The organism is Pseudochrobactrum sp. sp1633 (assembly GCF_030376605.1).
GTDB lineage: Bacteria > Pseudomonadota > Alphaproteobacteria > Rhizobiales > Rhizobiaceae > Pseudochrobactrum.
Window position 1 is genome coordinate 71316 of the sequence record NZ_JARRAE010000002.1, and the last position, 13709, is coordinate 85024.

5 protein-coding genes are annotated in these 13709 nt (G+C 53.8%); 3 read left to right on the forward strand and 2 right to left on the reverse strand.

What is annotated here, in order from left to right:
• Nucleotides 1–220 precede the first annotated feature (220 nt).
• Together P8H26_RS02530 and pncB are read left to right on the forward strand one after the other, a co-directional pair.
• Nucleotides 221–8878, forward strand: coding sequence for a GH36-type glycosyl hydrolase domain-containing protein (locus P8H26_RS02530; protein WP_289631285.1), 8658 nt, complete (start codon nt 221–223; stop codon nt 8876–8878).
• A gap of 141 nt (nt 8879–9019) precedes the next feature.
• The gene (gene pncB, locus P8H26_RS02535) at nt 9020–10324 is read left to right on the forward strand and encodes a nicotinate phosphoribosyltransferase (protein WP_289631286.1); all 1305 of its coding nucleotides are present in this window, start codon (nt 9020–9022) and stop codon (nt 10322–10324) included.
• A gap of 40 nt (nt 10325–10364) precedes the next feature.
• Here the strand turns inward: pncB and P8H26_RS02540 are convergent, their stop codons facing one another.
• Together P8H26_RS02540 and P8H26_RS02545 are read right to left on the reverse strand one after the other, a co-directional pair.
• Nucleotides 10365–11300: a carbohydrate kinase gene (locus tag P8H26_RS02540; protein WP_289631287.1), complete on the reverse strand. Its 936-nt coding sequence runs from the start codon at nt 11298–11300 to the stop codon at nt 10365–10367.
• Between the two features lie 25 nt (nt 11301–11325).
• Nucleotides 11326–12072, reverse strand: coding sequence for an SDR family NAD(P)-dependent oxidoreductase (locus tag P8H26_RS02545; RefSeq protein WP_289631288.1), 747 nt, complete (start codon nt 12070–12072; stop codon nt 11326–11328).
• Between the two features lie 140 nt (nt 12073–12212).
• Here P8H26_RS02545 and glpK point away from each other — a divergent pair, with 140 nt between their 5' ends.
• Complete coding sequence (gene glpK, locus P8H26_RS02550; RefSeq protein WP_289631289.1) at nt 12213–13706, forward strand: glycerol kinase GlpK; 1494 nt, start codon at nt 12213–12215, stop codon at nt 13704–13706.
• Nucleotides 13707–13709 lie beyond the last annotated feature (3 nt).

Below are 13709 nucleotides of genomic sequence, written 5' to 3' on the forward strand. Positions count from 1 at the left end.
ATAACGTAAAGTTAAAATCAGCCATGATTTGTGCTTTGCGATTTTGCCAAATTCGACCAAGGCATTCTCTGAGGACGTAATTTGGTCATAACTGTTGAACACCACCGGAAACGGGTGAATTCTCTCTGAATTCACGGAATCTGAAGCATGTGTTTGCGGACATGGAAAAAATTACCATCCGTAGCGGAACTTAAATCTTATAAAAGGCTGTAAAAGGCATATGCCGGCTTTGTCTTTCTCACTTTCGTCGTTGTTTTCCCGCCCTGTTGCTGACCGTCTTTTGCCGGTTCTGCCCTTGCCCGTAAGAGGGCATTATAAAACGCCTGAGGAATTGCAGGTGCTGGCTGCAGCGCTGGCGCGCAATGAGGCTGTGCGGCTGCCCGATTATGAGAAATTTGATTTCAACAAACGTCTGGCTGAAAATGCCGGATTGATCCTGCATGCCTATCGTTCATCAGATGCTGCATCGCGCAGCGGTGAAACAATTACGCCTGCCGCGCAGTGGCTGCTCGACAACTACTATGTCGTTGATAAAAGCATGCAGCAGGCGCGCCGCGATTTGCCGGACAAGTTTTTGCGCCAGTTGCCGCTTGCAGCCAATATCCGTCCGGATGTTGCATCGCCGAAGGGTACAGATGGCGCAGCCTCGCAGCAGACCGAAGGACTGCCGCGGGTTTTTGCGCTTGCCTGGCTTTATGTGGCGCATAGCGACAGTAATTTCTCGCTCAAAAGTCTGAAGGCGCTGATCGACGGTTTCCAGAGTGTTGAACCGTTGCGCATCGGCGAATTGTGGGCGCTGCCATCCGTTATTCGTTTCATGCTGGTAGAGAATACCCGCCGTTTGGCACTACGCGTTGAGCGCGCGCGTGCGATGCGTAATTTTGCCAATCGCGTGGCCGATAAAATTGTGGTCGCCTCCTCACCGGAGGAGCTGCAATCTATTCTCATCGAATATAGTGAACCGGCGCGCGACGGGACTTTTTCCACGCATCTGCTCTATCGCCTGCGCAGTGCATCTACTGCCACAGGACCGGCGATTGAATGGTTGGAATCGCAGCTGATTGCCAGCGGTCACGATGTTGAAGATGTGATCGTCGAAGAACATGCCCGCCAGTCCACCGGCGGTGTGACGATGGGTAATATTATCCGCTCGCTCAAAACCATTGATGACGTGGACTGGACTTCATGGGTTGAGACGGTCAGCATCATGGATGCGATCCTGCGTGAGAACAGCGATTTCGAAGAACTCGATTTTGCCTCGCGGAACAGCTATCGCGTGACGATTGAAAAGATCGCCCGTAATTCAAAACTGACGGAAATTGAAGTTACCAATACGGCGCTGAAACTCGCCCGCGAAAAATCGCTGCGTGAACACAAAATCACAGAGCGCGAGCAGAGCGGCGCAATCGCCTATTACCTGAGCGGTAATGCCCGGACCGAACTGGAACAGGTGTGCAATTATCAGCCGCCTTTGTCATCGCGTTTGCTGCGTTGGTATCGCGGGCTTGGTCTGCTGGGCATTGCCGTGCCTGTCTGGGCAATGACAATCGGGCTGCTGGTTCTGATTTATACCGGCATGGGACGGATCGGTTTCGGTGAAAGCGAACAGCTGCTGTTCACAATCCTGGCGCTGTTTCCGGCCTATGAGGCCTCGCTTGGCCTGTTTAACTCTTTTGTGCCGTGGTTTGTGCAGCCTAACCGCCTTGTCGGCTATGAATATCGTGACGGCCTGCCTGCCGATGCGCGTACGCTGGTGGCGGTGCCAACGCTGATCAACTCGCGTGACAGTGTTGATGAACATATCCGTAATCTGGAAGTGCATTATCTGACCAATCCGCGCGGTGAGGTCTATTTCGCGATTGTCAGTGACTGGACGGACAGCGCATTAGAAGTTACGCCTGCCGATATGGAGGTGCTGGATTATGCACGCTCCGAAGTCGCACGGCTCAATGCGCATTATGCCGGAGAGGGGGCTGCACGGTTCTTCTTCCTGCATCGCCGCCGTCTCTATAATCCGTCACAGGGCTGCTGGATGGGTTGGGAGCGCAAACGCGGTAAGCTGCATGAGCTGAACCTGTTACTGCGTGGCGATCAGGACACCAGCTTCTTTCCGTCGGATGTGCCGTTGCCGCGCGATATCCGTTATGTGATGACACTGGATTCCGACACCCGTTTGACGCCGCAATCGGTGACCAATCTGGTGGGCAAGCTGTCGCATCCGCTCAATCATCCGGTCTTTGATGACAAGACCGGCCGCATCACCAGCGGTTACGGCATTTTGCAGCCGCGTGTGACCCCGTCGCTAACCACCGGCGATGATGCGTCATTCCTGCAGCGCGTATTCTCTGCAAACCGTGGTATCGACCCTTATGTATTCGCGGTTTCTGATGTCTATCAGGATCTTTTGGGAGAAGGTACATTTACCGGTAAAGGCCTCTATGACGTTGATGCCTTTGAAAAGGTCATGCAAGGCAAGATTGAGGAAAACACGGTTCTCAGCCACGATCTGCTCGAAGGCGGCTATGCGCGTTGTGCGCTCGCCAGCGATGTGGAAGTCGTTGAAGATTACCCGACCGGCTATAATGTTGATATTTCCCGTCATCACCGCTGGGCGCGTGGTGACTGGCAGTTGTTGCCGTTCCTGTTTTCAACCGGCAAAGGTGTTAGCAATGTCACTCGCTGGAAAATGGCTGATAACCTGCGTCGCTCGCTCAACCCGATCATGTGGGTGCTTGCCTCATTCGCCGGCTGGTGTTTGCTGCCGATCGGTGTCGCCGCAATCTGGCAGCTGTTTCTGATTTTGGCGATGTTCGTGCCGATGGTCTTCGGCATCGTAACCAATCTTATTCCGGTGAATATGGATTATTCGCTGAAAGGTCATGCGCAGTCGGTTCTCACCGATGTGACGCTGGCTTTTGCGGATATGGCTTTGCGCCTCAGCTTTATCGCGCATAGCGCCACCCTGATGGGTGATGCGATTGTGCGCACGCTTTATCGTTTGTTTGTCTCGCACCGCTATCTTCTGGCATGGCGTGCAGCCGCGCAGATGAAATCCTCAGATACGCTGGACTTTTATGTACGTCTGATGTGGCCGTCGCTGCTGATCGGTGCACTGGCATTTCTGTTGCCGGTCATGGGTGGCAGCAAGGCAGCGCTGATTGCAGCACCTTTCGCCGTGATCTGGATTGCATCGCCGTGGATCGCATGGGCTGTCAGCCGTTCAGCCAAGCCGCAGGATACGCTGGAAGTCCGCTCATCTGATAAGGGTGATCTGCGCCGTTATGCCCGCCGTACATGGCGCTATTTTGAAACCTTCACCAATGAGGAAGGCAGCCATCTGCCGCCGGATAACTATCAGGAAGATCCGGTTGGTATTGTGGCGATGCGTACCTCGCCGACCAATATCGGTGTCTATTTCCTCTCCATTATTTCCGCCCGTGATTTCGGCTGGATCAGCTTCAATGATACTTTGACACGTATCGGCCAGACGCTGGATACGCTGGAAAAGATGGAGAAATTCCGCGGCCATCTTTATAACTGGTATGAGACTGATACGCTGAAACCATTGCAGCCGCTTTATGTGTCGGCGGTGGATAGCGGTAATCTTGCCGGTCATCTGGTCACTCTGTCTTCGGCGCTGGAAGAATGGGCGCAGGCACCGTCCGTTTATCTGCAGGGCGATTTTGAAGGTATTCTCGACGTCAATGATATTCTGGAAGAAGCGATTGCCGCCATTCCGGATGATCGGCGTATTCTGCGACCACTGCGTCGCCGTCTTGAGGAGCGGATTAATAATTTCCGCCGCGCTGTGCGTTCCTTCCGCGAAGAGCCGGAAACGGCTTCGTTCCGCACCATTAATATTTCGCTGTTTGCCAAAGATATTGAAAAACTGGCGCAGGAGCTGGATGACGAGCTGGAAACCATGCAGTCGCAGGAGGCGCTGGAATGGGCGCAGGCTCTGGTAGCTACCTGTAAAGCGCATACGGATGATGCGATCGGCGAGCATAATGCGGAAGAACTGCGCACGCAGTTGCAAAGCCTCGGCCGCCGTTCCCGTCAGCTGGCGTTTGATATGGAATTCGGTTTCCTTGAACGCAAGGAACGTCGTCTGCTGTCGATCGGTTTCCGCGTGCAGGAAAACGAACTGGATGAGAGCTGCTATGACCTTCTGGCTTCGGAAGCCCGTCTTGCCAGCCTGTTTGCCATTGCCAAGGGCGATGTGCCGGTAGAACATTGGTTCAAGCTTGGCCGCCTGTTGGTGCCGGTTGGCTGGAAGGGTGCTTTGCTCTCCTGGTCAGGCTCGATGTTTGAATATCTGATGCCGCCGCTGGTGATGAATGAGCCGCTGGGTTCATTGCTCGATCAGACCAATAAGCTGGTTGTGCAGCGTCAGATGGAATATGCCACCTCGCGCGGCCTGCCTTGGGGTATTTCGGAAGCGGCCTATAATGCCCGCGATCCGCAGATGAATTACCAATATTCCAATTTCGGCGTGCCGAAACTGGGTCTGCAGCGTGGTCTGTCGCGTAATGCGGTGATTGCGCCTTACGCAAGTCTGCTTGCCTCGCAATATCGCCCTGCTGATGCGGTTGCAAACCTGAAGGTCTTGCAAAAGCTTGGCGCTCTGGGGCGCTATGGTTTCCATGATGCCGTGGATTTCACCCCGTCGCGTGTACGTGAGGGTGAAAAATGCGCAGTGGTGAAAAACTATTATGCGCACCACCACGGCATGTCGATTATCGCGGTCAATAACGTGATTTTTGACGGTCGTATGCGCAGCCGTTTCCATTCCGATCCGGTGATTGAAGCTGCGGAACTATTGCTGCAGGAAAAAGCACCGCGCGAAATTCCGATGGTCTATGCCAAGACGGAAAACCCGATGCGCGTGGACAGCGGTGCCTTTGATGAAGCGCCGATGCGCATTATTGAAGAGCCGTTGAAAGCACCGCGCAGTGTGCATTTGATGTCGAACGGTCAGTACTCGCTGATGCTCACCGCAACAGGTTCCGGCTATAGCCGCTGGAACGATCTGGCAATCACGCGCTTTCAGGCCGATGCGTCTGAAGGGATGCATGGCAGCTTCCTGTTCCTGCGTGATGTGGAGAGCGGGCATTGGTGGTCGGCCACCGGTGAGCCGTCGCGTCATTTGGAAACAGAAACCAAAACGGTTTTCACGGAAGATAAAGCGGAGTTCTACAAGACTTCCGGCGATATCAAGACTGTGATGGAAACCATTGTTACCACTGATGCCGATGGTGAGGGACGCCGGATTGATATTATCAATACCAGTTCGCGCGACCGTGTGATTGAAGTTACATCCTATGCGGAACTGGTGCTGAATAATCCGGATACGGATGATGCACATCCTGCTTTTGCTAAGATGTTTGTTGAAACCGAAATCACGCCGGATGGTTCAACCATCTATGCCAAACGGCGCAAACGTGCGCCGTCAGACACAGAAGTGCATGTGGCGCATTTCGTCACCGATCTTTCCGGTGCGGTGCGTGAAACAGAAGCGGAAACCGACCGCCGCGTGTTTATCGGTCGTGGTCGTACCTTGCGCAATCCGGCAGCTTTTGATGCGGGTATGAAGTTTACCGGCAGTCAGGGCACAGTGCTTGATCCGGTTGCCTCGCTGCGCACCCGTGTCCGTGTACCGGCGCATAAAAAAGTGTCGCTGGTATTCTGGACACTGGCAGGTGGTTCCCGTTCTTATCTGGAAGAAAAGGCGGCGCTGCTGCGCTATCCGGAAGCTTTCTCGCGTGAATATACGCTATCATGGACACGCAGTCAGGTGCGGTTGCATCATGTCGGTATCAAACCGGCTGAAGCGACCGATTTCCAGAAAACTGCTGCCTATCTGATCTATCCGGATCGTGCATTGCGCCAGCCGTCTGAAACGATTGCCGCAGGTCTCGGACAGCAGTCTGATCTCTGGCCGCTGTCGATTTCCGGCGATAATCCGATTTTCGTGCTGCGGATTGATAATGACGCTGATCTTGAAGTGCTGCGCGGCGTGCTCAAAGCACAGGAATATTGGCGTGAAAAAGGTCTGATCGCCGATGTTGTGGTGGTCAATGAACGGGCGTTTTCCTATGCGCAGGATACCCAGCGTGCAGTTGAATGGCTGAGCGAGAGTTTCCGCGTGCGTTCGCAGCATCAGGGGCAGAAGCCGCATATTTTCACGGTGCGCCGTGATCAGATGAGTGAGGAATCCTATAATACCCTGCTCGCTGCCGCACGGATTGTTATCCATGCGCAGAACGGCTCACTGGCTGAGCAGCTGAAGCGTATTCAGGAACTTTCCGTTGATCTGGCGAGCCGTAAGGAAATCAAGCAGGAAAGTCTCGATCCGCGCCTTTCCCGTCGTGACAGCCGTCTGGCTGCAGAAGCTGATGCGGCACAAGGCAGTGATAGCGCAAAAACCACGGCAAAATTGCCGGGTGTTGCACCACGCAGTGCTGCACTTGCTCCGGTTCCGTCCGGTGATGGCCTTGAGTTCTGGAACAGCTATGGCGGTTTCGATGCGCAAGGTGATTATGTGGTACGCCTCAATGGCGACCGCACAACCCCGCATCCGTGGATCAATGTGATTGCGAATGCAGATTTCGGTTTCCATGTGTCTGCGGAAGGTTCTGCCTTCACATGGAGCGGGAACAGTCGTGATTATCAGCTGACCCCGTGGTCGAATGATCCGGTTGCCAATTTGCCGGGCGAGGCGGTGTATATTGCGGATCGCGACAGCGGTAAGGTTTTCGCACCTGCGGCCAATGTGGTGCGCGATGAGGGTGTGACCTATGAGACGCGCCACGGTCAGGGTTTCAGTATTTTCACCTCCCGTCATGGCGATGTGTCCTGCGAACTGATCATGACCGTTGATCTGCACAAGCCGGTGCGCCTCACGCGTCTGCGCCTGATCAATCACGGCCAGTCGATGAAGCGTCTGCGGCTTTATAATTATGCGGAATGGGTGCTGGGCAATGTCCGCGCCAAAAATGCTGCTTATATTGTGCCGCGTTTTGATGAAGAGCTGGGCGCACTCTTTGCCCGCAATCCGTATCATACGGACAAGGCAGGGCAGGTGGCCTTCCTCACGGCAACACTGCAACCGGATTCGGTAACCGCAGATCGTCAGGAATTTATCGGTGCCACAGGTTCTGTAACCGAGCCGGACACTGTGATGCAGGGTAAATCCCTGTCAGGCACGGTTGAGGCAGGGCGCGATCCTTGCGCTGCGCTGAACTATGATCTGGAGTTAAGTGCAGGGCAGACCAAAGACATCACCTTCATTCTCGGTAATGCCAAAGATGAAGAGGCGGCACAGGGACTGATTACCTATAGCCGTGGTCTGGATATGGATGATCTGCTGGCGCGTACTTCTGAGCAATGGCAGGATTTCACTGCGCCATTGCAGGTGAAAACACCGGATCGTTCTTTCGACCTGATGGTCAATCGCTGGCTGCCTTATCAGAGCATGGCATCGCGTATTCTGGCGCGTGCGGCGTTCTATCAGGCCAGCGGTGCCTATGGTTTCCGCGATCAGTTGCAGGATACACTGTCGCTACTGATGCTTGATCCGCTGTTGGCACGCAAGCAATTGCTCAATGTCGCCGGTCGTCAGTTTGCCGAGGGCGATGTGCAGCATTGGTGGCTGCCGGTCACGGGTGCTGGCGTCCGCACACTGATCTCCGATGATGTGGTGTGGTTGTCCTATGCGGCAACGCTCTATACGCAGGTGACCGGCGATATGGCGGTGCTTGATGAGCAGGTTGCTTATCTGCAAGGCCGTGCACTGGGGACAAGTGAGCATGATGCCTTCTACCAGCCGGAAGTCTCGGAGAAGACGGATTCGGTTTACGAGCATTGCGCGAAAGGCCTTGAGCTTGCCATGCAGCGCACCGGTAAGCACGGTCTGCCGCTGATCCTTGGCGGTGACTGGAATGACGGCATGAACCTTGTCGGCGTTGAAGGCAAAGGCGAGAGCGTCTGGCTCGGCTGGTTCCTGAGCTATACGTTGCAGCAGTTCATTCCGTTGGCAGCAGAGCGTGGTGACAAGCTGCGTGCTGAGGCGATGCAGAAGCATCTCGATGCTTTGAACAAGGCGCTGGAGGAGCATGGCTGGGATGGCGAATGGTATCGTCGCGGTTATTTCGATGATGGTGCACCGCTTGGATCTCATTTGAGCGATGAATGCCAGATTGATGCGATTGCCCAGAGCTGGGCTGTGTTGTCCGGTATTGCTGATCCTAAACGCGGGATCCAAGCAATGGCTTCGCTTGAAAAGCATCTGCTGGATGAAGAGGGCGGCTTGCTGCGTCTGTTCACCCCACCGTTTGACAAGACCGAGCATGAGCCGGGCTATATTAAAGGCTATCCGCGCGGTGTGCGTGAGAATGGCGGACAATATACCCACGGTGCCACATGGGCGATCATGGCGCTGACCAAGCTTGGTCGCGGCGATGAGGCTTACAAGCTGTTCTCACTGATCAATCCGGTGCATCACGGTGAAAAGCCCGAGACCTATCGTGTGGAACCTTATGTGATTGCGGCGGATATTTACTCCGTTGAACCGCGTCGCGGTCAGGGCGGATGGACATGGTATACCGGTTCTGCAGGCTGGTTCTACCGTGTGGCAACAGAGGGTATTCTGGGCTTGAGCAAGCGCGGTAATGTGCTGTTCCTCAATCCGGTATTACCGTCTGACTGGGATGGCTTTGAACTGGACTATCGCCACGGAGAAGCGACGTATAAAATCACCGTGCGCAATAATGCTGGGCGCGACAGTTTGAAAGTGGATGGCAAAGCAGTCAAAAAACGCGAGGCCGGTATTGCTCTGGCAACTCAGGGACAGCACGAGATTGTGCTTGAGCTGAAGTAAAACTGTTTAAATGAAAAACTAAATAAAGGGCGGTGAGCAATCATCGCCCTTTATTTTTGCTAAATTCTGCTTATGGTTTGCAAATCAAATAATGCTCAGGGTGAGTTTAATCTTGACTGAGCTCGTATAAGGACATCTGGGATGACCAGAACAGATATTGCGCAGCGCGTTTATAACCATACATGGAAACTGGATCCGATTGTCCGCAGTCTGCTGGATACGGATTTCTATAAGCTGCTGATGCTGCAAATGATCTGGGGGCTTTATCCGCAGGTGGATGCCACTTTCTCGCTGATTAACCGTTCCAAAACCGTGCGGCTTGCCGATGAGATTGATGAGGGCGAATTGCGTGCGCAGCTTGATCATGCCCGCTCGTTACGCATGACCAAAAAAGAAATGATCTGGCTGGCCGGTAATACATTCTATGGCCGCAAACAGATTTTTGCGCCGGAATTCCTGCAATGGCTCAGCACATTTCAGTTGCCGGAATATGAGCTGACACGCCGCGACGGGCAATATGAACTGCATTTCCACGGGCCGTGGACACATACGACAATGTGGGAAATTCCGGCACTGGCGATCATCAATGAATTGCGCTCCCGCGCGGCAATGAAATCTCTTGGGCCTTTCGCGCTGGATGTGCTTTATGCCCGCGCCAAAGCCAAGATGTGGGGCAAAGTTGACCGCTTACGTCAGCTGCCGGATCTGAAAATTTCCGATTTCGGCACCCGTCGCCGCCACTCTTTCCTCTGGCAGCGCTGGTGCGTTGAAGCGTTGAAAGAAGGTATCGGCGATGCCTTTACCGGCACCAGCAATGTGCTTTTGGCGATGGACACCGATCTGGAAGCGCTCGGCACCAACGCTCATGAATTGCCGATGGTTCTTGCCGCAATGGCCGATACCAATGAAGAACTGCGCTCAGCACCTTACCGCGTTTTGCAGGACTGGAACCGCTATTATGGCGGTAATCTGCTGATCGTATTGCCCGATGCCTTCGGCACCACGGCTTTCCTGCGTGATGCGCCGGATTGGGTTGCCGATTGGACAGGCTTCCGCCCCGATAGCTCACCACCGATTGAAGGCGGTGAGCGGATTATTGAATGGTGGAAATCCAAGGGCAAAGACCCGCGTGAGAAGCTGCTGATTTTCTCCGATGCGCTGGATGTGGATACGATTGAAGAAACTTACCGCCATTTTGAAGGGCGGGTACGGATGAGCTTCGGTTGGGGCACCAATCTCACCAATGATTTCATCGGCTGTGCACCGCAACATGTGTCCGGTCTGGGCGCAATTTCACTGGTTTGTAAAGTGATTGATGCCAATGGTCGTCCGGCGGTGAAACTCTCGGATAATCCCTCAAAAGCAACCGGCGATCCGGAGGCGGTCAAACGCTATATTGAGTTTTTCGGTGGTGAAGATCGCGTAACTCAGGAAGTGCGCGTGTAAAATACAAAAGGCGGTCTTTTTGCTGAGACCGCCCTTTTTGTTACTTCATCTCATAATCCCACGGCGGATTGGCACCGGCACGCGATACTGTAATCGCCGCAGCTTTAATGCCAAAGGCAATGGCTGTGCTCAGCTGCTCCTGAGAGATTGCAGCAAGAGATTGCTTATTCAGCAGCCCTTGTTTCTCGAGGTTGACCAGCACTCCGGCATTGACCGTATCACCGGCACCTACCGTGTCGGCAACAGTAACCTTTTCGCCACCGATGCTAACTTTGCCACAAGCCGCATAGGCCTCGGCACCGTCTGCCCCTTTGGTGATGATGATGATTTTAGGGCCGCTCTGACCTGCAGGTGCGAGCCAGTTTTGCGCGATTGCCGCATGGTCTGTTCCCAACCCGAACCATGCAATATCTTCATCGGAGACTTTGACAATATCGGCGACTGCAATCATACGCTGCATCCGCGCCAGATGTTTCGGCTTATCGGTAATAAAAGCAGCGCGGATATTCGGGTCAAGCATTGTCACGCGGTTTGTACTTTCCCGAAGCATCAGCGTTTCATAGGTGCTACCGCAAGGTTCTGAAATCAGGCTGATGCCGCCAAACATCAGAGCGCTGACATTATCATCCAGTTCCGGCAGTTGCGCCTCATTCAGCAAGCGTCCGGCGGTGTTTTCATCATAGAAATTATAGCTCGCTTGACCATTCTTCAGTCGCACAAAGGCAAGTGTTGTAGACCTGTCAGAGATGGCACAGAACTTTGTATCAACGCGGGATTTTTCCAGCGTATCGCGCAGGATTTGCCCGAGAAAATCAGAGGAAAGGCCGGAGAAAAATCCGGCCTTTGCGCCAAGTCTGCCAATGGCAATGGCGGTGTTGAACACGGAACCGCCTGCATAAGGCACAAAACCCGTCTCACCGCTCAGCGTTTCACGCGGCAGCATATCAATCAGCGCTTCTCCGCAGGAGAGGATCATGCTCATGTCCTTAAAGGTGCTTGTCTTAGACGTGTTGGCCGCCATTGATGTGAATTTCCGAGCCGGTCACATAGGATGAGGCATCGGAGCATAAATAATAGATGGTTTCAGCCACTTCTGAAGTTTGGCCGAGACGGCGCAGCGGCAGTTGTTCCACCAGTTTTTCCGTGCCCGGTGACAGGATAGAGGTTTCAATCTCTCCCGGTGCAATCGCGTTAACGCGGATGCCGTGAGGGCCAAAATCCGATGCCATTTCACGGGTAAGACCGGCCAGCGCTGCCTTGGAGGTTGCATAGGCGGTACCGGCAAACGGATGCACACGGCTTCCGGCAATCGAGGTCACATTCACAACGGAACCCTGCGCCGCTTCCAGCTCTTTGAACAGCCCGCGTGCCAGCATGATCGGGGCGAAGAAATTCACCTGAAAGACATCGCGCCAAGTCGCCATCTGGGTTTCAATGGAGTTGAGGCGGCGGCCGCCTGTGCCCTTTGGCGAGATACCGGCATTATTGACCAATGCATTGAGCTGGCCGCCATTATCTTCCAGACGACGGCGGATTTCTGCAATAGCGCGGCCGATGTCTTCCGGATCAGCCAGATCGACCTTGATGTGATCTTCAGGCCCCGCCGGCCACGGGCAATTATCCGCAAAGTCCTGTCGTGAGCAGGTGATGACACGCCAGCCTGCCCGTGAAAACCGCTTCACAGTCGCATGGCCGATACCGCGGCTGGCGCCGGTCAGTACGATGGTTTTTTTAGGCGTATCAGTCATTTTACTCAGGCCTTTATCGGATAAATTTAAGTGGACACTATCACTATAGATTTTAAAATTTGCAAGGCGTGTTTAAATTTGGCACTGAATCATTAAACGCACTTTTCAAAAAAAATATGTTTTGAGAATCGGAGATATTTATGTCGAAACTGATTTTGGCAATTGATCAGGGTACAACTTCCAGCAGAGCCATCTGTTTCGATCAAAATCACAAGATCGCCGGTCTCGGACAAAAAGAATTTACGCAGCATTATCCTAAATCCGGCTGGGTTGAGCATGATCCCGAGGAAATCTGGCAAAGCGTTGTGACAACCTGCAAACAGGCGGTGGAAAATGCCAAGGCCAGCATGGCCGATGTGGCGGCAATCGGCATTACCAATCAGCGTGAAACCGTAGTGGTCTGGGACAAGGCAACGGGCAAGCCGGTCTATAATGCGATTGTCTGGCAGGATCGCCGCACGCAGAAAGACTGCCTGAAACTGAAAAAACAAGGGCTGGAGCCGCGCATTCGCCGCAAAACCGGCCTGCTGCTTGATCCGTATTTTTCTGCGACCAAGCTGGCATGGATTTTAAACAAGGTTTCCGGTGCGCGCAAAAAGGCGGAAAAAGGCGAGTTATTATTTGGTACAATTGATTGTTTTCTGATTTGGCGGCTGACCGGTGGAAAAGTACATGCAACGGATGCCACCAATGCTTCCCGCACGCTGCTGTTTAATATTGCAGACAATGGCTGGGATGATGAACTGCTGAAACTGTTCAATATTCCACGCGCTATGCTGCCGGAGGTGAAGGATTGCGCGGATGATTTCGGCACAACGGAAGCGCGTATTCTGGGCGCAGAAATTCCGATCCTCGGTGTAGCAGGTGACCAGCACGCGGCAATGATCGGTCAGGCCTGTTTTGAAAAGGGTATGTTGAAAGCAACTTTCGGCACCGGCTGTTTCGCACTGCTCAATACCGGCAAGGATAAAGTGCTGTCGCGCAATCGTCTGCTGACGACCATCGCCTATCGCCTGAATGGTGAAATTACCTATGCGCTGGAAGGCTCGATTTTCGTTGCGGGAGCTGCGGTACAGTGGTTGCGTGATGGTTTGAAAATTATCAAAAGCGCAGCTGAAACCGGTGAACTGGCACGGCAAGCCGATGAGACGCAGGATGTGTATCTGGTGCCGGCTTTTGTGGGGCTTGGTGCCCCCCATTGGGATGCGGAAGCACGTGGCGCGATCTACGGACTGACCCGTAATTCCGGTCCCGCAGAGATTTCCAAGGCCGCACTGGAATCCGTTGCCTATCAGGCGCATGACCTGCTTGAGGCGATGCATAAGGATTGGAAAACGGACGCCAGTGATATTGTTCTACGTGTGGATGGTGGCATGGTTGCCTCTGACTGGACGATGCAAAATCTGGCGGACATTCTCGATGCGCCGGTGGATCGCCCAGCCATTCTGGAAACCACGGCGCTGGGTGCGGCATGGCTTGCGGGTATGAAGGCAGGCCTCTGGGGGAATATGCAGTCCTTTGCAAAAGACTGGGAGCAGCAGCAGCGTTTTGAGCCGGTGATGGAGCCATCCCTGCGCAAACGTAAAATCACAGGCTGGCGTAAATCTGTGCGCAGCACGCTGAGAGCGAAATAATAA

Excerpts from the sequence above, each read along its gene's own strand:
- P8H26_RS02530 (WP_289631285.1), top strand. The coding sequence starts at position 221 with ATGCCGGCTTTGTCTTTCTCACTTTCGTCGTTGTTTTCCCGCCCTGTT.
- pncB (WP_289631286.1), top strand. The coding sequence starts at position 9,020 with ATGACCAGAACAGATATTGCGCAGCGCGTTTATAACCATACATGGAAA.
- P8H26_RS02545 (WP_289631288.1), bottom strand. The coding sequence starts at position 12,072 with ATGACTGATACGCCTAAAAAAACCATCGTACTGACCGGCGCCAGCCGC.
- P8H26_RS02540 (WP_289631287.1), bottom strand. The coding sequence starts at position 11,300 with ATGATCCTCTCCTGCGGAGAAGCGCTGATTGATATGCTGCCGCGTGAA.
- glpK (WP_289631289.1), top strand. The coding sequence starts at position 12,213 with ATGTCGAAACTGATTTTGGCAATTGATCAGGGTACAACTTCCAGCAGA.